The sequence below is a fragment of the Microbulbifer maximicatervae (SeqCode) genome, from assembly GCF_052467615.1.
The window spans coordinates 3,303,501-3,325,510 of sequence record NZ_CP174319.1; the positions used below are offsets into that span (position 1 = coordinate 3,303,501).

17 protein-coding genes are annotated in these 22,010 nt (G+C 46.4%); 7 read left to right on the forward strand and 10 right to left on the reverse strand.

The window, feature by feature from the left end; genetic code table 11:
- The first annotated feature begins 15 nt into the window (after nucleotides 1-15).
- Nucleotides 16-402: a DUF2750 domain-containing protein gene (locus tag ACJJIM_RS14630; RefSeq protein WP_413662959.1), complete on the forward strand. Its 387-nt coding sequence runs from the start codon at nucleotides 16-18 to the stop codon at nucleotides 400-402.
- 151 nt (nucleotides 403-553) lie between these two features.
- Here ACJJIM_RS14630 and ACJJIM_RS14635 read toward each other — a convergent pair whose 3' ends face one another.
- Both ACJJIM_RS14635 and ACJJIM_RS14640 read right to left on the reverse strand, forming a co-directional pair.
- Nucleotides 554-997, reverse strand: coding sequence for a hypothetical protein (locus tag ACJJIM_RS14635; RefSeq protein ID WP_413662960.1), 444 nt, complete (start codon nucleotides 995-997; stop codon nucleotides 554-556).
- Between the two features lie 93 nt (nucleotides 998-1,090).
- Nucleotides 1,091-1,621 carry a redoxin domain-containing protein gene (locus ACJJIM_RS14640; RefSeq protein WP_413662961.1) on the reverse strand — a complete coding sequence of 177 codons (531 nt, stop codon included), beginning with the start codon at nucleotides 1,619-1,621 and terminating at the stop codon, nucleotides 1,091-1,093.
- 72 nt (nucleotides 1,622-1,693) lie between these two features.
- On the opposite strand from ACJJIM_RS14640, the gene ACJJIM_RS14645 reads away from it, so the two are divergent.
- Nucleotides 1,694-2,644, forward strand: a complete 951-nt coding sequence (locus tag ACJJIM_RS14645; RefSeq protein WP_444911348.1) for an alpha/beta hydrolase — start codon at nucleotides 1,694-1,696, stop codon at nucleotides 2,642-2,644.
- A gap of 86 nt (nucleotides 2,645-2,730) precedes the next feature.
- Here the strand turns inward: ACJJIM_RS14645 and ACJJIM_RS14650 are convergent, their stop codons facing one another.
- Nucleotides 2,731-3,948 (reverse strand): hypothetical protein, encoded by a 1,218-nt coding sequence (locus tag ACJJIM_RS14650; protein WP_413662963.1) that lies wholly within the window; start codon nucleotides 3,946-3,948, stop codon nucleotides 2,731-2,733.
- A 639-nt stretch (nucleotides 3,949-4,587) separates the two neighbouring features.
- On the opposite strand from ACJJIM_RS14650, the gene ACJJIM_RS14655 reads away from it, so the two are divergent.
- Entirely contained in the window at nucleotides 4,588-5,196 is a 609-nt protein-coding gene (locus ACJJIM_RS14655) for a class I SAM-dependent methyltransferase (RefSeq protein ID WP_413662964.1), read from the forward strand.
- A 137-nt stretch (nucleotides 5,197-5,333) separates the two neighbouring features.
- Here ACJJIM_RS14655 and ACJJIM_RS14660 read toward each other — a convergent pair whose 3' ends face one another.
- Nucleotides 5,334-7,580, reverse strand: a complete 2,247-nt coding sequence (locus tag ACJJIM_RS14660; protein WP_444911349.1) for a hypothetical protein — start codon at nucleotides 7,578-7,580, stop codon at nucleotides 5,334-5,336.
- Nucleotides 7,581-7,953: 373 nt separating this feature from the next.
- Between ACJJIM_RS14660 and ACJJIM_RS14665 the strand changes: the two genes are divergently transcribed.
- Nucleotides 7,954-8,742, forward strand: a complete 789-nt coding sequence (locus ACJJIM_RS14665) for an SIMPL domain-containing protein (protein ID WP_413662966.1) — start codon at nucleotides 7,954-7,956, stop codon at nucleotides 8,740-8,742.
- 68 nt (nucleotides 8,743-8,810) lie between these two features.
- Here ACJJIM_RS14665 and ACJJIM_RS14670 read toward each other — a convergent pair whose 3' ends face one another.
- The 3 genes from ACJJIM_RS14670 to ACJJIM_RS14680 all read right to left on the reverse strand — a co-directional run bounded on the left by ACJJIM_RS14670 (nucleotide 8,811) and on the right by ACJJIM_RS14680 (nucleotide 13,508).
- Nucleotides 8,811-9,479: a DNA-3-methyladenine glycosylase I gene (locus ACJJIM_RS14670; protein WP_413662967.1), complete on the reverse strand. Its 669-nt coding sequence runs from the start codon at nucleotides 9,477-9,479 to the stop codon at nucleotides 8,811-8,813.
- A 305-nt stretch (nucleotides 9,480-9,784) separates the two neighbouring features.
- Nucleotides 9,785-11,968, reverse strand: a complete 2,184-nt coding sequence (locus tag ACJJIM_RS14675) for a S9 family peptidase (protein WP_444911350.1) — start codon at nucleotides 11,966-11,968, stop codon at nucleotides 9,785-9,787.
- Between the two features lie 160 nt (nucleotides 11,969-12,128).
- Complete coding sequence (locus tag ACJJIM_RS14680; RefSeq protein ID WP_444911351.1) at nucleotides 12,129-13,508, reverse strand: SLC13 family permease; 1,380 nt, start codon at nucleotides 13,506-13,508, stop codon at nucleotides 12,129-12,131.
- Nucleotides 13,509-13,939: 431 nt separating this feature from the next.
- Here ACJJIM_RS14680 and ACJJIM_RS14685 point away from each other — a divergent pair, with 431 nt between their 5' ends.
- The 3 genes from ACJJIM_RS14685 to ACJJIM_RS14695 all read left to right on the forward strand — a co-directional run bounded on the left by ACJJIM_RS14685 (nucleotide 13,940) and on the right by ACJJIM_RS14695 (nucleotide 15,981).
- Nucleotides 13,940-14,617 (forward strand): outer membrane beta-barrel protein, encoded by a 678-nt coding sequence (locus tag ACJJIM_RS14685; RefSeq protein ID WP_413662970.1) that lies wholly within the window; start codon nucleotides 13,940-13,942, stop codon nucleotides 14,615-14,617.
- 192 nt (nucleotides 14,618-14,809) lie between these two features.
- Entirely contained in the window at nucleotides 14,810-15,406 is a 597-nt protein-coding gene (locus ACJJIM_RS14690; RefSeq protein WP_413662971.1) for an SLATT domain-containing protein, read from the forward strand.
- Between the two features lie 74 nt (nucleotides 15,407-15,480).
- Nucleotides 15,481-15,981, forward strand: coding sequence for a TrmH family RNA methyltransferase (locus ACJJIM_RS14695; RefSeq protein ID WP_413662972.1), 501 nt, complete (start codon nucleotides 15,481-15,483; stop codon nucleotides 15,979-15,981).
- Here ACJJIM_RS14695 and ACJJIM_RS14700 read toward each other — a convergent pair.
- The 3 genes from ACJJIM_RS14700 to purL form a co-directional block, all read right to left on the reverse strand.
- Nucleotides 15,978-16,862, reverse strand: coding sequence for an aldo/keto reductase (locus ACJJIM_RS14700; RefSeq protein ID WP_413662973.1), 885 nt, complete (start codon nucleotides 16,860-16,862; stop codon nucleotides 15,978-15,980). The genes ACJJIM_RS14695 and ACJJIM_RS14700 overlap by 4 nt on opposite strands.
- Nucleotides 16,863-17,065: 203 nt before the next feature.
- Nucleotides 17,066-17,389 carry a TfoX/Sxy family protein gene (locus ACJJIM_RS14705; protein ID WP_282933807.1) on the reverse strand — a complete coding sequence of 108 codons (324 nt, stop codon included), beginning with the start codon at nucleotides 17,387-17,389 and terminating at the stop codon, nucleotides 17,066-17,068.
- Nucleotides 17,390-17,782: 393 nt separating this feature from the next.
- Nucleotides 17,783-21,649: a phosphoribosylformylglycinamidine synthase gene (gene purL, locus ACJJIM_RS14710; RefSeq protein ID WP_413662974.1), complete on the reverse strand. Its 3,867-nt coding sequence runs from the start codon at nucleotides 21,647-21,649 to the stop codon at nucleotides 17,783-17,785.
- Between the last annotated feature and the right edge of the window lie 361 nt (nucleotides 21,650-22,010).

The following is a 22,010-nucleotide window of genomic DNA, read 5'->3' on the forward strand; positions in this document are numbered from 1 at the left end:
ACAATGAATTGATATATGAGCACCCCAGATTTAAGTGAAATAACTAATCTCAGCTGTGAAGATCGCTACGAGTATTTTCTGAGCATAGCCGGAGAAGAGCGGGAGATCTGGATACTGATCGATAGCCAAAATTGCTTTCTTAAAATACACACCGATGAAGATGGTGGCTTTGAATATCTGCCAGTATGGCCAAGCGCTGAATTTGCCCAAGCCTATGCTGAAAATGAAGCAGACCTCACGCCTAAAAGTATTCCCTTACCACAGTTTTTAAAGAAGTGGCTTTCTGGCTTAAGAAATGACGGCATTGAAATTGGTGTGTTTCCTGCGCCGGACAAAAGTGTATGGATTACTAACTCAGAGGAGTTAGAGACCGATCTACGGGAAGAGCTGAACAACTTCTAATAGGCTACTCACGTTGAAGCTACCGCTTCAAAAATCCGACAGAAAAAGTTCAGCTCTATTGAATAAAAATAAGATAACAGGGTAAACACCTGTTATCTTACTTGGGTAATGTACAATTACAGATTCGCCGCCTGATATTTATATATACCATTCACTTGAGGCGTTGCAATGAAAACCAGGAATAAAATAAGTTTCGACGCCACCAAAAACTATAAGGAAGAGAAAGATATAAAGCCGGTCTTGCCCGCTTATAGCAGCGCAGTCGCCAGTGCAAAGCATTCGGAAAAGAAAAGCAAATAGTATCCGGCTGCATAACTTTCACGTCATCTAAATCTCCCCATAAGTCGATATCCGAACTCAAAGCAAAATCCAAAATTCTTCCTCTAGAGAGCAGGTAGATATTAACTCCCTGATCCAGAGACCACCAATCATGTAGGATAACTAACACTTTATCGAGAAATTGGTATTGAGCAACAATCTCTCTACCATAAACGGGTATAGCTCTTTGGTTGGAGCCATCAATTAATACGACTTTACTATTATCAATTGGATTAAGCTTGAAGTTATTCACCTCAGAGAGAAAAGCGTTCGTCACTACCCTACCCCCTTAAATTCCAGACCTCTAACTTTACTACAAACTTATAAACCAAAATATAGTTCCTTGAATTAGCAAGGTATTTAAAAAATCTTAATATGTTCCCCTAATTGGGTAATGGTTATCAGGATTTCGGATAAACTCGATACCCACCAATAGCGTTTGCAAGTCAGGCCTCGCAAAAGGTGCATTGGAAATGTCGACTATTTGCAGCCTTCCAGATTCGTTGATGACAAAAACACCCGGTTCAGCAAAGGGCCTATCTGTTTCTTCAGGAGAGCGGGGTTTTGAAATATAGAGCCCAAGCTGCTGCATTTGGGGTATTGATAAACCGTAACCGATAGTAAATCCCGGCTGGATTGTTTCCATATGCAGAGAAGCTTTTTCCTCTGTATCGGCAGAGACAGCGGCCACATCAATACCCTCCGCGTGATAGCGGGGTAGTAACACACTCAATACACGCAAATACTTGGTACAAAGAGGGCAGTGCTTACCTCGGTAAACGACTACCATCTGCCAAAGGAAACTACCTTCGGGCTTCCCCAGTACCAACTCACCTCCACCAAGTCGCTTTACTTCTATTGCAGGAAAATCGATACCAGCAGCAAGCTTTATATTGCTCATTAGCACCCCACTTGAGAATATAAGAAGAGACTTAGTCAACCAATGAATCCCACCGTTAGTATAGGAGACTCGATGAAAAAGCCCCTTATTCGTTTTCTATCAACGCTATTAGCAGCCGGACTGCTAAGTGGCTGCCCTGCTAACCACCAAAGTAACTCTTCTCCTGAAAGTCATTCCCAGCCTCTTGAGTTTTTGCCTGCCCTGAAAGGGGACTACTTTAAGCTGGATTCAGCGATTATTGGGCGCCCCTACCATATCTATACTCGCCTGCCTGAGGGCTATAATCCAAACGAGGATACAACTTACCCGGTCATCTATCTCCTTGATGGGGATTCCCTGTTCCCAATTTTGGCTACTAATCACCTGTTTATGCATTACGATGATTACGCCCCCGAGGCGATTATCGTTGGTATTGCTTACGGCTCATTTAAACCTGAGATCAATCATCGCAGTTTTGACTTTTCACTACCCAGTGACACTGACACTGACACTGACACTGACACTGACACTGACACTGACACACTTAAGTATGGCGGTGCACCGCAGTTTCTCAACTTTCTAGAGCAGGAGCTCTTGCCAGCAGTTGAAAGCCGCTACGCGGTAAACCCTCGACAACGGGTTCTCTTCGGCCAAAGTCGAGGGGGATATTTTGTGCTGTACACTGCCTTTACTAAGCCCGACTTATTTCGAGGCTTGATAGCTAGTAACGCCACCTTTCTTCCACAACAGGAGTTTTTCCATAGGGAACCTGTACAAGCAACAAGAGAAGATCTGACTCTGGCAGTAACCAGTGGCTCCAAAGACATGCCAAACCTACGCAATGATGCACTCTCCTGGCATAAGCACTGGAAAGAACGAGGGAACACTCCCTGGCGCATTGCATTTACAACGATTCCAGGCGGTACCCATGCGGCAAATAGTACTGACAGTTACCGTTTCGGAATCCATGAGATTTTTGCGGAAGAGATCGAAATATCTCGTATGAAGGCAGAGAACAATTTGCAAGAGGTAGAGGATCACTAGAGCTAAAAATTAATAGAAGTAAATATATGATTCCCGCAAACTAAAAAGCCCGCTTAAAAGCGGGCTTTTTTAAAACGATGAGTTAATTACTCTGTACAGGCAGCAATACGACCAGCCGTATTTTTACCGGCACCACAGTTCAGGCCATCGGGGATACCGGTGTAGTCTGGGGCCATAATACCGCCGTTACGCTGAGCGTCATGATCGGTATAAATGCTCGCCAGGTTATAGGAACGCGCTGTCCCCTTATTGTCATTATCGCAGGAGAAGATAGCGCTTCCGTAAGCAATACCCAAGAAGGTCTTGTATTCCTTCAGATTTGACCACAAGTTGCGCTTAGCAGAACCAGAGCAGTTCATCTGGGAAGCCAGATTGATATAACCATCGTCCTCACCGCCCAACAGCAAAGAGCTAGCACTCTCAATACCTGGGAAACCGGCGTAGCCTCCAATGGTATAAACCGGTGCAGCCAGGTTGGTTCCGACATAGTTGCGTACAGCATAGACATCATTGGTTTGCAGGTAACGTACTGCTGCGCACTCACGACCGATAAACCAATCGTTGATCAAATCTTCGATCCAGCTACCGTTACACAGTCGATCAACCCCTTCAGTACCGGTGATTGCACCACCAGTAGTAAAGATTGCCGCGATACCGCTAATGGCAGTATCAAAGTCCACTTCAACTGCGTAGCTATCATTCAGGCCTGCGACATTAACGGTTTCGGTTTTCTTCTTACAGCTTTTCCAGAACCAGGAGCCAGTACAAACCTTCGAGGTTTCGGTCACAGTATTGGAATCCAGCTGGTTGTAAGCACGGTTATAGTAAGGGGACCCCGGTACGGCATTGCCCGCGAGGTACATCATCTGGGTGGCGCCCTGACTGTGGGCGATCACGTAGAAAGTATCATCGGCAGCACACTGGTTTTCATGCTCATAATCATCGCCTTCGCCATTGCGAATAGCGATTATCTGCCGAGCGATTTCACCCGCGGTGCCGTCATGCCAGTAGGGCATCTCGCCCTCATCGGTGGAGTTGTAACCAACCACACCGTAATTGCCGCCATTTACGCGTAACTGTTCAATAAAGTCACTACCCGCGTATTCATCGAAGTAGGCCTCACTCCAATAATCTAAAGCCGGCTGCTCAAGATTACCCTGGGAGTTAGTACGCTGCTTGATATGGCCCTCAGTACCATGGCCATGAACCAGGATGTAGCAGTTATCCGCACTTGCAGAGGCTGATCCCAAAAGCCCCGCTAATAGTAAAGAGAAGCTCGCACCCAATCGTTGATAAAGTGTCATTGTGATGTCCTTTTATTTTTGCTCGGGCTTGGTCCCAATTTTTTAAATTGTCTTTTTATGTTGCCGAGACTGTTTTATGGCTTGCGAAAGGTATCCGGTTAATAAGTGCCAAGAATATGACTAATAGCGCCAAATAGAATCTTAGGGCGACAAGCAATATGACTTTTCAGTCATAAAGAAATGGAGGTTTAGATGAATGTGACATAGTTTGCAAAAACTAAGAACCGCGACTTCGCTCTAGGTCACAGTATTGATGAAGCTAAAGGTGAGTGAGCACTTCCAAAAAACTTTTGGAGCAAGCTATCTTTTCGAAGAAATAACTTACGTAAAGAAAAGGTTGAAATCGTTTAACTTTTGATCAACCCCTATCGTAGCACACAAGTATCGTAGCCACTTTTCTATCGATATACCTATGACACGTTATGCACCCTTTCCATAAAAAATTGTGGCACTAAATTAAAACATGCAGCAAGAATTACAAGGTATAAATATATGAGCACCTCTACGGAGATAATTTTTAGAGTCTAACGACTCGGGAAATATACTACATATACTTAAAATCAAAAGGTAATCATCTAGTAGTAGGTTATCCACCGATCGAATGCATACTCATTGAACATCTACGATAGGAAGGGAAAAATGATAGAGCCAAAAAGGTTTTGGGATAAAACTGCAGCGCGCTATGCCAAAAGCCCTATAAAAGATTTAAAAAGTTACAAGAGAAAACTGGCTATAACACAAGAATATTTGCAGGCAGACTGGTCTGTATTGGAATTCGGATGCGGTACCGGTAGCACCGCCATTCATCACTCATCCTATGTAAACAGTATAACTGCCACTGATATTTCCGAGAAGATGCTGGATATTGCCAAGCAAAAAGTAAAAAGTGCCGCTATTAAAAATATAAGTTTTCAACAAGGCACCTTAGGTTCACTAAAATTCGAACCAGATAGTTTTAACGCCATCTTAGGGTTAAATATATTGCACCTTATCGAGGATATAGATGGTGCTATCGCGCGAGTTTACAATTTATTAAAACCCGGGGGCATATTTGTATCAAGCACTGTATTAATTAAGAAAAGCAATTGGCGATTCTTGATCCCAGTGATGCAACGCATAAACCTGGCCCCTTATGTCCACAAAATCGACAGGCAGGAGCTTTTAGACAAGCTTACACGAGTTGGTTTTCTTATTGATCAGGAGTGGCAGCCTAGTAAAGAATCAATTTTTTTGATAGCAAAAAAGTAAGTTCTTTATTCCCCATATACGTGGCCATATTTCAGAAATCAGGACGAATTCCAGTAAAAAAAATAGTAGGGAGGTAAGGGGGAGCCCCCTTACCAAATTTATCTCCCAGTATCATTACAACAGTTCAGGAGAAAAAATTAATTAACGCTATTTGAGTGGTAAATCATAGCCTGCCAAACATTTTGCTGACCGCTCACATAGTTGTCATAGGTGGGGTTTTTAATATAAGTCCAAGCCACTTTTCCATCGCCTAAGTACATAGGTTCATCCAAACCACCCCATCCATAATTAGGTAACTCGATTGGCCCTTCAAGTACGTTTAGATCTGCATCGACTTCCATTACATAAAAGGCTTTTGGCACTAATAATCTTTTAGAGCCGCTGTCGGCATAAATACGGTTATAGGCCAGGTTATCAGAAATACACTGGAACTTTGCATACCCAAATAAGTAACGTCCATTTTTTAAATCAATAAGTTGTGGATCACTAATTTGGCAATCATCATCCTCAACCAACCAATTAAAACCCTGGCCTTCCATACTACCGGTAGAGCTGACTTTGGCGATACCAATACGGGTTAAAGAGCTGGAGTCTAATGCATCACCGGAATAAAGTCCCTGCCTTGTTATTGTGGAGAAACTATCGTCATCTTCCCAATAGTTATAACTCATGTAGGACAGGAAACAGTTTGTGGTGTCGTAATCTGCACAATCATCATCAAACGGGCCTTCCCCAGATGGATCAATACCGACTTCGTCCTGAAGAAAGCGGTCCATATCCGCATCTTCAATATATTTAGGCGAGACAATCAAAGAAAGGTTCGTATTGGCATCCACTGGTACAACAGTATGACCGCCACCATTTGATACCATCGCAGACGTTGATGGTACGAAGTGATTAAAGCGCCCTTCTGTAGACGAACTGGAAGTTTCCATTTTCACTGCAATGGTTCCGAGTTGCCCATGAGTGCTACCTATCCAGTCGTTCCAATCACTGGTACAAATTGCACCAAACATCTCATTGTCTGGATTATAGAATGAGCGAATGTTTACTACATGACCATCGCCGCAGGCCCAATACCAACCGCGATTATCTGAGCTGCTCATATCCAGGGACCAATTATTACGGTCAATAACCGTTAAGCCTGCCGAATAGTGAGAACTCCCATTTCCATCAAATACCCGTGCAGAAACTGAGAAACCATAGCTACTACGACCCTGGCTGTCATCCTCAACATAAATCAGCTCTTGTGCGCCAAGATGAGTTCCGCCGTGCATTTTATTTACTACGTAAGCATCAGGAACTTCACTTAAAGGCTGATTTTCCCACTCTAGCAGCCAAATCTGCTCGTTATAGCTGTAACTGGCATCTCGAATGTGCTGCAGTAAATCGTCATAGTCGCCAGAGGAAAGACTGGAAATAATATACTCCATCTCCTCTTGCATATCGGACCCTTTAATAGTAGTAAAGGATGGCGAATCCCCAAAATCAGTATCTGGAAAGTTTGCCTCCAAACCAGCAAGAAAATCGTCAAACGTCAGCGTAGGGTGATCAGTAAAGAAGTCGATATATTTACCGTGGTTGGTCGCAACCAGAAGACCAATTTCATTCGCAATACGGGATTCAATGGTGTCAATGTTATCTTCCATTTTCATCCACGTTGAACCGTATTGTTCAACAAGGTCAGCTTCAACCTCATAACGCTCATTGGCTTGATAATCTGTATTGCATAGAACTGCTACTGTGGAGCAATCAGAGCTTACAGCCACACCGTGGGATTCATAACACTGATTTAACAGCGTTGCATTACCCGTTGGCTCAAAACTGGAAGTATCTGGATCATACTGTAGCTCATAAACAGAACCGTGAGTTGTATCCGCAGCAGTGTCCCCCTCTGACAAAGTAGTGGAAACAAACATTCTCGGAGTATCGGTATCTGTTGCACAGGTCGCAGTATAACTACGAATCGGGATATCAATATCCTCTTCATCCTGCTCCCCGTCAGTGCGCGCTATATAGTGCGCCATCTGGTAAACCTCACGGGCATTGTTCATACCTTCTGGCAACGTTACGTCAATGGCAGTCAAAGAGGCGAAGCCTAAATCTGTATGCTCTACGTCCCCCACTACAACTGTAGTGCCCACATTATCCGAGATCGGATTATCATCGCTGCCGGACGAACCCTGATCGCTACCACTACCGCTACCGCTACCGCTACCGCTACCGCTACCGCTACCGCTACCGCCACTATTATTACCACTACCGCTACTATCTGAAGAGGGGTTATCCGAATCCGAAGAGGAGCTCCCTCCACCACCTCCACACGCGGCCAGCAATGCCGTCAAAGAAAGCGCTATTAACTTCTTATTTATCAGTAAACCCATCAGCTCTGCCCAACTCGTATGTCACTAAGATAATTTGTTATTGCTTGCTGTCATCCATTGAATTTTTATCCTCAATAGATGACCAAGTGCGCACTTTAAAGTGATGCAATCGATTGTCTGTGAACTGGTTTTAGAACCTGGCTGAGACCGATAAGTGGTAATTTTGCAGCGATAAACGGTACTAAAATACCAAAGCAGTAATAGTCGTATCATGAATGGTAATTGGGCGATACTTTACGAATATACAACTACAATGAACGGTTTCAGCTGCAACAATTGGATAGAAACTAGGAAAGCCGATATAGTGCTATTGATCGGCAATAAGCCAGTTTCCTGATAGATTGTCATTTATTCACAGCTTGGAAGTGTCAATATGAAAAGACTTGCTCTTTTAGCTTCGCTAATCATTCCCAGCCTTTCAATGGCAACTCCGGAGATTAAAGGCTCCCCCCAGGACTTACGCGACCTAATTTACCCAATATCAAGAGTTGTGACTCTCCACGGCAGTGCAAAAGAAACGGCTTATTCAGACCAAGCTATAATCAATATTATTGTCACCACTGAAGAGCCTCTCCTATCAGACGCCATTGCCAGTAATAGTTCTTTGCGTGAACAATTAACCGAGAGCTTAATAAAGGCTGGCATAGACCGAGCTAAGATTAAAAATTCAAAATTTTCATCTTCCCCACAATTTGGTTGGCTAGGCAAAAATCCTTCTAGCTATAAAGTTATTAACAGGGTCGCAATAACTATTAACAAGGAGGGACATTTACAGTCTATCGCAAGGCTAACCGATGAAAATAAAGAAATAGAAATAGTGAGTACTTCTTTTGAGCATTCAGAAGTATCTGAATATACAAAAAAGGTCCGATCTAAGGCACTAGCCAAAATCATGGAACAAAAAGCTGACTATGAGAGAACCCTGAGTATTCAGTTAACACCAGTTAATGTCCGTACAAATAATATCGGCTATCATGGGACAGCGGGAGCTGGAGCAATAGAAGAGGTTATCGTTACTGCATCCAGAACTCGAAACAGTAAATTTGAAGATAGCTTTTCAGAAGCATATATAGAAACAGAGGTTAGTTCCTTCGACGAAGTTCAGTATGAGGCTTCGTTGTCCGTGGACTTTCAGGTTGTGCCGTCAGCTACAACCGATTAACTTTCGATCAAGCATTCAGGTTGGTAGGAGTGAAATAGATACTTCTACCAACTAAATACCCCAGTTGTTTAACCTACCGAAAGTGATAATATCTGACTAATCTCATTCAAACTACGATTTGACTGGGACTGCCAAGTTTCGATGGCTGCTTTTAGTGCAGCCCAGTCTTTCTTGGAGGAGGGAGACTTGTCGACAACCCCTTCTCGGATTAAGGCTCGAATGGTATCACTTGCAAAAACCAAAGTATCAACTCCCATTCGTCTTAGAAATACTTGGGCAGTCTTACCGCCGAGTCGATCACCACCTTTACGCAAGTACAGAAGATTCTCAATATAGTTGTCTGTATTCCAGCTAGAGAAATACGCTCCCAAATTTCCATGCTCATTAGATAAATGCCAAAAGAAGTCTGCATTTCTCTGAATGGAGCGAGTTTTAGTCCAGTGCTTGATCATACCTTCCTGCCGCATTAGGTCATCTAACGCCTCTTCCGGTAAGTAACGACAGAACGAAACATCAAAGCCATAAAAGATCTTCTCTATATCCGGCCACTTTTTTTCAACAACCTTCCAACTAAAACCGGCTTGAAAAACAGCCCGAGATGCCGATGACAACCACTGACTATCATGTATCTCTCTCAAGAGCTGCGCAGGCTTTGGCTTCACCAGCTTCGACTGAAGTCCATCTAATCCTCCAAATCGATCAATCACAGGTGCCTCAATGGCGGCGAACTCACGCATAATTCAGACCTTCCAGTAAATCTATCTCCATTCTACGCCTATAAATAGAAATTCAAAGTATTTGGATTTTTAGCGGAATACTAACAAGGTGGTGCGCGTTTATCCTACCCAAACAACGCAAAAAGCCAACTGACTCTAGAAGTTAATATTTCAGAAAGCTGAAAAACAAAAGGACATTTTAACTTCCCCAACAAATAAAGGGGAGCTTGCTCCCCTTTATTTACATGATACTTAAGTAGAGATATAAAGAATAATTAGTTCCCCATAATCAGACCTATATCTCTAAAATAAGCATAACATATTTATTACTTAACCTTCTTATCAGTTTCTCCATTTTTGTATCCAAGTAAATCGAGGTAAAATGCATACTGTAAAGCGGTCTCCTTATAACGACGGAAACGACCCGAAGAGCCACCGTGACCTGCTTCCATATTGGTATTGAATAACAACTGATTTTCATCGGTCTTCAATTCGCGTAACTTTGCCACCCATTTCATTGGCTCAAAGTATTGCACCTGGGAATCATGTAGCCCAGTGGTTACCAACATATTGGGGTAATCCTGAGCTTTCACCTGGTCATAGGGAGAATAGGAAAGCATATATTCATAACTATCCTTATTATTAGGATTGCCCCACTCATCATACTCATTAACAGTCAGGGGAATTGACTCATCAAGCATGGTAGTTACCACATCAACAAATGGCACCGCCGCAGTAACTCCCCGGTACAAATCCGGCTCCATATTGACTACCGCCCCCATCAACAGCCCCCCAGCACTACCACCTGAAGCAAAGATTTTATCAGGGGCGCCATATTTTAATTTTCCCAACGCCTTAGTAACGTCGATGAAATCAGTGAAAGTATTCTTTTTATTGAACATCTTTCCATCTTCGTACCAGGCACGCCCCAACTTTTGGCCGCCACGAATATGGGCAATAGCAAATACAAAACCTCGGTCAAGCAAGGACACCACTGAAGAGCGGAACCAGGGGTCAACGGTACTACCGTATGAGCCATAGGCATATTGCAGTAATGGATTAGAACCATCTTTCTTAAATTTATCTTTACGATAAACCAAAGATACCGGCACCTTAACACCATCTCGTGCCGCTACCAGGATACCCTCGCTCTGATAGTGCTCTGGGTCAAAACCACCCAGAACTTTGTCTTGCTTAAGCAATTCCAAATCGCCACTATCCAGCTTGGCTTCATAAACACTATTTGGTGTCGTTAAACTCGAATAAGATACTCGAACACTCTCTGAATCCAAGTTTGGGTTTGAACTCAAGCCCAGTCTGTATACTGGATCATTAAACCCGACCTGAAGGTCTTTATTATTCTCTAAATTGATAATTCGGAGACCCGTTTGCCCCGCTTTTCGTTCTATTACTGCCAGATGATGATCAAATAAAGTGAAATCTTCCAACAAAACCTCACTACTGTGAGGTATGACTTCCTGCCAATTAGATTTATCCGCTGCATCCTCCATGGCAACCTTCATAAGGCGGAAGTTTTCAGCTTGCCAGTTAGTCATGATATAAAAATCATTCCCTAACTTTAGCGCTGAATACTCATGATCCTCTTCCCGGGGGTATAAGGGCGCAAAATCCGTGAGAGGTGTGTTTGCGTCCAGGATTGACTGGCCACTGCTAGTTGTAGAACTATGGTGAATGCGTATCAGCTCTCCATCCCGGGATTTGGAAATCCACGTATAGAAAGCCTTATCCATCTCTTCGTAAACAACAACATCTTCACTCTGTGGCGTGCCCAACTTATGGCGCATTACTTGATAGCCGAGCAGAGTTTGATGGTCTTTATTGATATAGAAGACAGTCTGGTTATCGTTTGCCCAAACCGCAACTGGTGAAGCATTTTCCAATTTATCTGGCAGCATCTCACCGGTCTTTAAGTCCTTGAAGCGAATCGTGTAAACACGACGTCCAACGCTATCTTCAGGATATGCTACTAATTGATTACTGGGAGAAACGGCCAGGCGCCCTACACTAAAGTAGCCGTGGCCTTCAGCCAGCGCATTCACATCCAGCATAACCTCTTCAGGTGCTTCCTGGGTACCTTTACGCCGCGCGTGGATCGCGTATTCTTTCTCGGGAAGATAGCGGCTGTAATACCAATAACCATTATAGTAAACGGGAACCGTTGATTTATCTTTCTCCAGACGGCCAGTCATTTCCTCAAAGAGTAATTCCTGTAACTCTTTGGTGTGGTGCATTACCGAATCGGTATAAGCATTTTCTGCTTCGAGATGAGCAATAACATCTGACGCTTTTCGTTCATCATCGCGCATCCAATAGTAATTATCGATACGCTCATGACCATGCATAACCATTTTATAAGGCACTTTCTTGGCTACAGGAGCGGAAGCCTGCTCGCTAAACAAGGTTTTGTCCTCTGCTACTTGGTTATTTTCTGTCTCGCCACACCCTACTAAACCAAGGGTGAGCAACAGTGTTGCTGTGGTTTTATTCATAGAACTCTATCTCTCCTACCTATTTTTCTTTGTTCCATTGATATTTTATTGTCTGAATTTGATCCTCAGAGACTCAATCAGCGTGTGAATTCCAATGCCCAACCTTTAAATACATATTCTAACAACTATTTAAGCTCTACTTTGATGGCCTTGGCGAACACTAACCAGCCAGAATCAACCAACTCATCCCCGCTATTATCAGCGATGCCGTCACACTGAGTATCGCGCCCTCTCGAACCATATCCTGTATACGTACTTTACCGGTTCCATACGCAATCGCATTAGGCGCTGTAGCGACAGGCAGCATAAATGCGCAACTGGCACTCATCGCCGCAGGTATCATCAGCACCATGGGCTCAAAACCCGCTGAAGTGGCGGCTACAGCTAAAATTGGCATAAGTAGAGTTGCCGTAGCTGTATTGCTGGTTATCTCTGTCAAGAAGGTCACACTAAGGCATAGAATTACCAACAACAACCACAGTGGCATCGCCGTCAGGAAAGAAAGACCGTTGCCGAGCATATCGCTCAGTCCGGAACTGGAGAAACCTTTTGCTAGCGCTATACCACCGGCAAACAGTAATAGCATTCCCCAGGGGATCGTCTCTGCGGTCTGCCAATCGAGCAGCCGCCCTCCCTTACCGTTAGGCACTAGAAACATAGCGACAACGGCTGCTAGAGCCACGGTTCCGTCACCGGCAGCATCAATACCTATCAATTCGCTCCAACCGCCAAACGGTGCATTGCGAGTAACCCATAGGAGAATTGCCACACCGAAAACCATTAAGGTTCGCTTTTCCTCTTGCCTCCACTCTCCCACTTGAGGGGGCTCAATGTCATTTTTCAGATGCACATGACGGGTCAGCCAGAGGGCCATTATAGGCAGTGTCACCAAAGCAACTGGGACTCCTATTTTCATCCAGCCCAGGAAGCTAAACTCTCGTCCGGTTACTTCCTCGTATATTCCCATAAAAATAACATTGGGCGGCGTGCCCAGAGGAGTACCTACCCCACCCAGACTTGCGGCATAGGCAATACCCAGGATCAGGGCAATACTTAAGCGCTCATTGTCGACCTTACTGAGAATTGCCAGGGCTATAGGCAGCATCATCAATGTGGTAGCAGTGTTGGAAATCCACATGCTCAGGAAGCCTGCTGCCAGCATAAATCCGAGCACCAGCCTGCGGCCACTGGAGACGCCCACAATACGCAACATATACAGGGCAAGGCGCTCGTGGGCCCCACTTTTCTCCAGGGCCTTGGACAAAATAAAGGCCCCCATCAGCAACAGAATGACATGACTTCCCAAGGAAGCTGCCACCTCCCGATGGTCCGCTACTCCAAATAGAGGCAAGAGGACAAAAGGCACCAGTGACGTTGCGGGGATTGGCAGAGCCTCCGTTATCCACCAGATCACTGTTAACAAGGTAATTGCAGCAGTTACTGCCGGTAGATACTGCATCCCCAACGCTGATAAAAAGAAATAGAAGGCCACAGCAAAAAGAGGCCCCAAAACTATAAAGCGCTGCCGCGCGATTGACATACCTGCCCCCAACTACTCAAGGGTTGATTTTTATAAGTTTATATTTCCTGAGATTCTGGATTCAGGCCAGTAAAGGCAGCTGTTAACGCATCTCAGGCAGGCATACAAAATACAAGAAAGTAGACGGTCTGCGCAGTACTTCAGAGGAAGAAATTCTACAAGCGTCTAGGAGCAACATGGAGTAAACACAACTGCTTGATTTTCACTCGCAGTATTAACCTTCGCGTTGTAGTGTAAGCAAGTAACCACTTATTGAGTAGAGCCCATCAAATAAGAAAATCTATCAGCGGACACTTTTAGAAAAATAGGTAAAAATATACAATAATGACATTCCATTATTTTTAGCTTTTTAGTCCGCACTAAATAGATGCTCAGCCATCCTAAAGTGAGGGCTAGTATAAAAAACAACCAGTTAGTATATGAGGTACCCCTTGAAACGCACCGCTATCGCCGCTGTTATCGCGTTATTCAGTTCCAGTATTTACGCCGAAGAACAGCCTTTCTATCTGAAGGCTTCTCTGGGTTTCACACAGTTCGACTCCTCCGATAACGCCTATGTGACCAAGGAAGACTTAGACTCTACTGGTTATGGATTTACTCTTGGGTATCGCATCAATAAGTATATTGCTATTGAAGCAGGAATGACTGATCTGGGTAGCACAGAGCAGCAATCTAGATATGAACTGCACGATGAAGGTGATTATGACATTGATGGCTATAAATATATCGTAGATGTTTCTTCTACTAGCCACGCTAAAACCGAGTATAAATCGTACAGCCTCGGCACTGCATTTACAGCACAATTGCACAGACACCTAAGCGCAAGCGCCAGATTTGGAGTCCACCAATGGCGCAAAACCTCTGGTGGCACAGCTAGTTACGCCTATTCCGGCAGCTGGTACTCCCCAAGTGGAGAACTCCTGGAGTCAGAAAGCGTCTCTTGGTCTGGAGATTGGGATGCTGAGAAAGAGAGCAGCAGTAATCCCTACTATGGTGCAGAGATATCCTGGTCTACTGGCACTTGGGATATTGGCCTTGAGCACACCATCTTTGAAATAGAAGATGAGAAAGCTAACTTCACTGCACTGGGAATCATTTACAGCTTCTAATTCCTGTAAAGCATTTGGCCTCGGGAGGAGGTGAGTACCCACATACCTCCTCCCAAGGCTTAAAACGGAACATCTAGAGCCACCCCCGTAGTCCAAACTTTCGAATCTGGTCATCTCCCCTGTACATCTCGCTGGCATCCGTCAAACTATCGCCCACAATAGCTAGAAGTAGAATGAGGGCGGAAAGGAATCATGAGCACTATACCCAATACCGTGGAAGTCCTGGAGAAGCTCCGCTGGAATGCTCACCTGTGCAAACACAGCCACTTTCGAGCCTCTATGAAGGGGCGCAATTTGCATGTACTTTGCGGGGTGCCCATCGTTGTCGTCAACTTATTCCTCGGTTCGCTTTTCTTCTCCTTGATCAATGCGGAGCTGCCTGATTGGACCAAGTGGAGTGGTGCGGCTCTGGCCCTGCTGGCCGCGCTATTGGGCGGTGTGCAGACTTTCTTCAATTTTAAAAAGAACTATGAGGGACACCGGCAGGTAGGCAACGAGTACCTTGCAATCGCCAGGGAGTGCGAGCGGCTGATCGCCCTTTACTTCGACGATATCCTGGATCTTGAACATCTATCCAAGAAGATCTCAGAACTGAATACACGCTACAGCGAAATCAACCAGCGAGCGGAAGAGTTTATTGTGTCAGATAAGGTATACAGGCAAGCGGTGCATATCCAGAATCAAAAGGCCAACCGAGAGCCCTCTCTGGTAGAGCAGATGCGTAATCGCCAGGCCGCTGCGCAAAGAGTCGCCGAGGAGGCTCTCGAAATCGCAGAGAGCAGCCACTAACTCCCCCATCAATACCGCAGTACTTTCCTGGGGAAGTGGTAACTTCCCCACTTCCTATAGTAACAAACCGAAAAATGCAGACAGATCACAGTAGTCATCAACCCAGCACAGACACTTACCCATTATGCTATTTAGCCACCGATATCGGTACACCGAGCAATGTCGGCGGCCTATTTCGTATCGCCGATGCACTCGGCGTAGAGAAAATTTATTTAACCGGTGAAAGCCTGGTTCCACCTAATTCCAAAATTCGAAAAGTTTCCAGGTCTACAGAAAAGTACGTTCCCTACGAATATCACTCATCTGCAGCCAATATCGCACAAACCTTAAAAAATAAGGGCTATCAATTAATTTGCCTGGAAATTGCCTCAAATAGCGTCGAACTCAAAGATACTCCTGTTTCCAACGGGGATAAAATATGTTTGGTATTGGGTTCTGAAAAAGATGGGGTCAACCCTGAACTTCTGGAACTGGCAGATGCTGTGGTACACATACCTATGCAGGGTATCAATTCCTCAATGAATGTTACTTCCGCCTGCGCTATAGCGACCTATGCTTTGTTGGAAAAAATTTAATCGGGCACTTTGACCATTATATTTTTCTTATTAACATAATCGGGATCACCGCCCAACCTTTTATTGCAGTTCAATCCATTAATTGCCTGGATCTCCGCATTGCTCAAATTAAAATCAGATAATAAGAAGTTATTGCGTATGTGATCCAGGCTTTCCGCCTTGGGAATAACTATGCGATGCTGCTGGATATTCCACTTAAGGATAACCTGCCCCGAAGTCACCCCGTGATTTTTCGCAATGTCCACAATTACTGGATCTATGAGAGGTTTTTCATGAGCCTCGACACCGCTCCATGTAGATCCCGACCCCAAAGGAGACCAGCTGCAAATCGCAATTTTATGAAACTGGCAATAATCTACTAAAGGCTGCTGAGTGAAATAGGGGTGCAGTTCAATTTGATTACAAACAGGGCGCACTTCCGAGAAAGTCGCCAGTTGTTCAATATCAGGTTTACGAAAGTTTGACACCCCCAGGGCCCGCACTTTTTTCTGCTGGTAAAGCGCCTCCATTGCACCCCAGGTCTCCCGGGTATAGGCCGGCATAGGCCAATGGATCAGATATAGGTCCAGGTATTCCAGCTGCAAGCGCTCCAGGCTACGGGCAAATGCATCGTGAGTTTTATTGGTTCCCTGCTCCGTATCCCAAACTTTACTGGTAATAAAAAGCTCTTCCCTCGCTAGGCCGGATTCTTTGATCGCTCTTCCCAGAGCTCGCTCATTTCCATAGACCGATCCTGTGTCAAAATGACGATATCCCACAGACATGGCTTTCAAAATAACTTCTGTTACATACTCATCATCCTGCTGCCAGCTGCCAATCGCAGCCATTCCCATGCCGAGCTGAGGTATCTCTACACCGTTATTCAATTCGAGAAAATACATAATCAATATCCTTTCAGACTACTGAGCGGTAAATCAGCAAGGACCAAGAGGGAATAGAACCGGGGTCACGTTTATTTCGCTGAGTGTAGGCCGTACAGAAGTCAACGCGTAGAAAACAGCGAACTCACGCCAACTCCTGACTGCTAATCACTCACCATGCAATAAAAAGAAACTAATTTGCTAAGTTCAGTGAATATAAGCGATTATTTTGGAGGAAGTGAGCCCGCAAATACCGCTCCACGACTGACCCAGTTATCCAAATCCTCTGCGACAGCATCTTCTTCCACATACACCATGCCTTTTAAGGGGCGCCCGGTGTAATCCATAGGCCGGGTATAGCGTTCGGCCAACGCAGTTTGATACTCATCAGGCCCAACCCGGACCATCAACTCTTCTCCAACAACCCCACAGGCCATATTGCCATTCAACATAAAAGCGAGACCTCCAAACATCTGCTTTTCACTGAGGCCTTCATTTCCCTGAAGTAATTTGCGCACTTTTTCAGCCAGAGTTTCGCTGTACGCCATAGTTTTCTCCTTAATCACTTTTACTAGGCAGGAATACCCCCTCAGAAACTGCTTTTTTCTGAAAAGGTTAAAAACGATGAAATTTGAAAAGAATCGAGCGGAATTAAATGTGAACCCTAATCCCAACAAGACATTGGATGGAGCAATGAGCAAGTAAACTGCAAATACAACAGATAACTGCACCATAGCAAAAACGTTATTTCGAATAATCGTTTAAGTATAGCAGTAGCTGAAGTTTCTACTTTAAGGAAGGGAAAAAATACGCCAAGAAATGAAAGGGCTGAAAATATTACAGAAATATTTCTATTTTTACTAAAGATTGTGGTGACCTGAAACGGCCACCACAATCTTTACGCGTACCTCGGCAGGCAAAAACCGAGGGAATGACTTGTCTTAGTCGACAAACACCCGCGCGTTGCGGAACAAGCGCATCCAGCCGGAATCTTCTTTCCACTCATCTGGATGCCAGCTATTGCTGACAGCTCGAGCAACACGCTCAGGATGCGGCATCATAATAGTCACGCGGCCATCCTCAGAACTCAGGGAGGTAATACCATTGACCGAGCCGTTGGGGTTGGCCGGATAAGTTTGGGTAATTTCCCCTTTGTTATTTAGGTAGCGCATCGCGATAGTGCCGGAAGCTTCACACTTCTCCAGCGCCTGCTGGTCAGCAAACTCCACTCGCCCCTCACCATGAGCAACGGCAACCGGCATGTAAGTACCCGCCATACCTTTAAACAACACGGAAGGTGAGTCTTCAATGCCTACCAGTGCGAAGCGCGCTTCATACTGCTCAGAGAGGTTGCGCACAAAGCGCGGCCAGTGATCCGCACCTGGAATCAGCTCTTTGATCACTGAGAACATCTGGCAACCGTTACACACCCCCAAGCCGAAGGTATCGTTGCGATTGAAGAAGCCCTCAAACTGATCGCGGGCACGATCGTTAAACAGGATGGTTTTAGCCCACCCCTCACCGGCACCCAGTACATCGCCGTAAGAGAAGCCACCACAGCCCACCAAACCTTTGAACTCATCCAAGGCTACACGGCCAGACAGGATGTCACTCATATGTACGTCGACAGCGTTAAAGCCAGCGCGGTGGAAAGAGTGCGCCATTTCCACTTGGCTATTCACGCCCTGCTCTCGCAGTACAGCAACTTTCGGGCGAACACCTTTAACGATATAAGGTGCGCTGATATCGTCGTTGATATCGAAAGTGAGGTTTACTGTCAGGCCCGGGTCTTCTTTGGCAATGGCAGCGAATTCCTGCTCGGCACACTCGGCGTTATCACGCAGGGACTGGATACGGAAGCTGGTTTCCGACCAGATCTGCTGCAATTCAGCACGGGAGCGCTTGAAGATTTCAACACCGTTATTGGTGATGCACAGGTGTTCGTTATTGTTCAGGTAACCGATCTTGTGGGTGGGTACACCCACAGCGGCAAAGCGCTGTACCAGCATATCCGCTTCACAGGCGGGAACCTGCAATACCGCACCCAACTCTTCACTGAACAGCGCCGCAATCGGGTCTTCACCCAATTCGTAGATTTCCACATCCATACCCACGCGGCCGGCAAAGCCCATTTCCGCCAGGGTTGTAAACAAACCGCCGTCAGCGCGGTCGTGGTAGGACATGATCAGGTCTTCATTCAGAGCCTGCTGTACCACCTCGAAGAAACCTTTCAGCTTCTTGGCATCGTCCAGGTCTGCGGGCTTGTCACCCAGCTCGTTGTAGACCTGCGCCAGACAGGAGCCGCCCAAGCGATTTTTGCCGGCACCCAGATCGATAAACAGTAACTCACTTTCACCTTTATCGGTGCGCAGCTGCGGTGTCACTGTCTTGCGGACATCAGTTACCGGAGCAAAGGCAGAAATTACCAGAGACAGCGGTGCAGTAACCGATTTCTGCTCGCCCTCTTCCTCCCAGGCAGTGCGCATAGACATGGAGTCTTTGCCCACCGGGATGGTAATGCCCAATTCTGGACACAACTCCATACCCACCGCTTCTACGGTTCGATAAAGTTTTTCCTCTTCACCCGGATGGCCCGCAGCGCACATCCAGTTGGCGGAGAGTTTGATATCGGATAGTTGCTTCACCGGGGTACAGGCGATATTGGTGATTGCCTCACCCACTGCCAGACGGCCCGAGGCCGGTGCATCCAGCAATGCCACCGGGGTGCGCTCACCCATAGACATGGCTTCGCCGGCGTAGCTGTCATAGGCAACGGTAGTTACCGCGCAATCGGCCACCGGCACCTGCCAGGGACCAACCATCTGGTCGCGGGAAACCTGACCGGTTACAGTGCGGTCACCGATAGTGATCAGGAAGCTCTTGCTAGCCACTGTGGGCAGGCGCAGCACCCGCTCAGCCGCTTCATTCAGGTCGATATCTACTGTGGAAAATGCCTTACTTTCCACCTGGCGAGTTTCTGCTTCACGGTGCATGCGCGGCGGCTTGCCGAACAACACCGACATCGGCAGGTCTACTGGCTTGGATTCGAATTGCTTGTCATTTAACAGCAGGTGCTTGTCTTCGGTAGCTTCACCGACAACGGCGTAAGGCGCGCGCTCACGCTCACAGATTTGCTCGAAGCGCTCCAGATCTTCCGGCATCACTGCCAGTACATAGCGCTCCTGGGACTCGTTACACCAAATTTCCAGCGGGCTCATACCCGGCTCATCACAGGGCACATTGCGCAGTTCAAAATTACCGCCGGTACCGCCATCTTTCACCAACTCGGGGAAAGCATTGGACAAACCGCCCGCACCCACATCGTGGATAAAGGCAATGGGGTTGCTTTCACCCAACTGCCAGCACTGGTCGATCACCTCTTGGCAGCGACGCTCGATTTCCGGATTTTGGCGCTGTACTGAAGCGAAATCCAGATCTTCAGAGCTGGAGCCGCTGGCCATACTGGAGGCTGCACCACCACCGAGGCCAATCAACATCGCCGGGCCACCCAGCACTACCAGTTTGGCGCCAGGGGAAAACTCGGGCTTGTCTACATGCTCTTCGCGGATATTGCCGTAACCACCAGCCAACATGATCGGCTTGTGATAGCCGCGACGCTCGCCATCGAAATTTTCTTCAAAGGTACGGAAGTAACCGCAGATATTCGGGCGGCCAAACTCATTGTTAAATGCTGCACCACCGATCGGGCCTTCGATCATAATATCCAGAGCGGTAACAATACGCTCAGGCTTGCCATAGTTGGCTTCCCAAGGCTGCTCCCAGCCGGGAATGCGCAAGTTGGAAACCGTAAAACCGGTCAGGCCCACTTTTGGTTTGGAGCCACGGCCAACTGCACCTTCATCACGAATTTCACCACCGGCCCCGGTACCAGCACCGGAGAAAGGAGCAATCGCGGTAGGGTGATTGTGGGTTTCCACTTTCATCAGCAGATGAATGGCTTCAGTGCTGAAACCGTATTCCTTGCTGTCAGGATCCGGGTAGAAACGCCCCGCTTCGCTACCAGTAACGACGGCTGCATTATCCGCATAGGCGGACAACACATTGTCACCACCCTTCTGGTACGTATTCTTAATCATGCCGAACAGGGAGTGCGGCATTTCTTCGCCGTCGATGGTCCAGGAGGCATTGAAGATCTTGTGGCGGCAGTGCTCGGAGTTTGCCTGGGCAAACATCATTAGCTCTACATCTGTGGGATTGCGCTCCAGCTCTTGGAAACTGGTGAGCAGGTAATCAATCTCATCTTCGGCCAAGGCCAAGCCCAAGGTGACATTGGCATCTTCCAGAGCTTCGCGACCGCCCTCGAGAATATCCACACCGCGCAACGGGCGCGGCGCTTCTTCCACAAATAATTGCTCAGCTTGAGCAAAATCGGTGAATACCGCTTCAACCATACGATCGTGTAAGCGGGAGGCCAGCACAAGGCGTTCAGCTTCAGTTAACTCGACACCGGTAACGTAGTAGGCGATGCCACGCTCCAGGCGATGAACTTTGTTCAGGCCAGTGTTATGAGCAATGTCAGTAGCCTTGGAAGACCAGGGAGAAATTGTGCCCGGACGCGGCACTACCAGGATCAACTCGCCTTTCGGCTCGTGCTTTTCCTCGGTTGGGCCGTATTGGAGCAATCGCTCCAGCAGGGCCATCTCCTGGTTATCCAGTGAGTCGCTGTCTGCAAAGTGAACGAACTCAGCGTAGAGATCGTCGATGGTCGGTTGCAGCGCGCGCAGTTGATTGAGCAGGTTTTTATGGCGGAATTTCGACAGTGCAGGAGCACCACGCAGAACTAACATTGCGGGAGATAGCCTCTTGTCTAAATGAGAAAGATTGCGCGAATGGGATTTCGCACAAGGCCCCGGAAATTTGAGAGGCGCAATTGTACCTGAAGCATCGCTACTCCAACACACCCGCCCGACACTTGGGTACACATGAACTAATTAGTAACCTGAATGTTCAAAAGACCAGCAAGCTTGGCTGTAAATAAACCAACTTTGTATCAAATCCAGGCTCGCCTACCTAAGTCTGTAATGCTTTGCAAGCGCGCAGATCACAGTGTTCAAAAGACAAACTGGGCAGATTGTCGTCAAATAATGTAAAATTGGCGGACTGCGTCAAATTTTGCCCTCGTATTTGAGAGCGAAATCGACATACAGG

Excerpts from the sequence above, each read along its gene's own strand:
- ACJJIM_RS14630 (WP_413662959.1), top strand. The coding sequence starts at position 16 with ATGAGCACCCCAGATTTAAGTGAAATAACTAATCTCAGCTGTGAAGAT.
- ACJJIM_RS14640 (WP_413662961.1), bottom strand. The coding sequence starts at position 1,621 with ATGAGCAATATAAAGCTTGCTGCTGGTATCGATTTTCCTGCAATAGAA.
- ACJJIM_RS14645 (WP_444911348.1), top strand. The coding sequence starts at position 1,694 with ATGAAAAAGCCCCTTATTCGTTTTCTATCAACGCTATTAGCAGCCGGA.
- ACJJIM_RS14650 (WP_413662963.1), bottom strand. The coding sequence starts at position 3,948 with ATGACACTTTATCAACGATTGGGTGCGAGCTTCTCTTTACTATTAGCG.
- ACJJIM_RS14655 (WP_413662964.1), top strand. The coding sequence starts at position 4,588 with ATGATAGAGCCAAAAAGGTTTTGGGATAAAACTGCAGCGCGCTATGCC.
- ACJJIM_RS14660 (WP_444911349.1), bottom strand. The coding sequence starts at position 7,580 with ATGGGTTTACTGATAAATAAGAAGTTAATAGCGCTTTCTTTGACGGCA.
- ACJJIM_RS14665 (WP_413662966.1), top strand. The coding sequence starts at position 7,954 with ATGAAAAGACTTGCTCTTTTAGCTTCGCTAATCATTCCCAGCCTTTCA.
- ACJJIM_RS14670 (WP_413662967.1), bottom strand. The coding sequence starts at position 9,479 with ATGCGTGAGTTCGCCGCCATTGAGGCACCTGTGATTGATCGATTTGGA.
- ACJJIM_RS14675 (WP_444911350.1), bottom strand. The coding sequence starts at position 11,968 with ATGAATAAAACCACAGCAACACTGTTGCTCACCCTTGGTTTAGTAGGG.
- ACJJIM_RS14680 (WP_444911351.1), bottom strand. The coding sequence starts at position 13,508 with ATGTCAATCGCGCGGCAGCGCTTTATAGTTTTGGGGCCTCTTTTTGCT.
- ACJJIM_RS14690 (WP_413662971.1), top strand. The coding sequence starts at position 14,810 with ATGAGCACTATACCCAATACCGTGGAAGTCCTGGAGAAGCTCCGCTGG.
- ACJJIM_RS14695 (WP_413662972.1), top strand. The coding sequence starts at position 15,481 with ATGCAGACAGATCACAGTAGTCATCAACCCAGCACAGACACTTACCCA.
- ACJJIM_RS14700 (WP_413662973.1), bottom strand. The coding sequence starts at position 16,862 with ATGTATTTTCTCGAATTGAATAACGGTGTAGAGATACCTCAGCTCGGC.
- ACJJIM_RS14705 (WP_282933807.1), bottom strand. The coding sequence starts at position 17,389 with ATGGCGTACAGCGAAACTCTGGCTGAAAAAGTGCGCAAATTACTTCAG.
- purL (WP_413662974.1), bottom strand. The coding sequence starts at position 21,649 with ATGTTAGTTCTGCGTGGTGCTCCTGCACTGTCGAAATTCCGCCATAAA.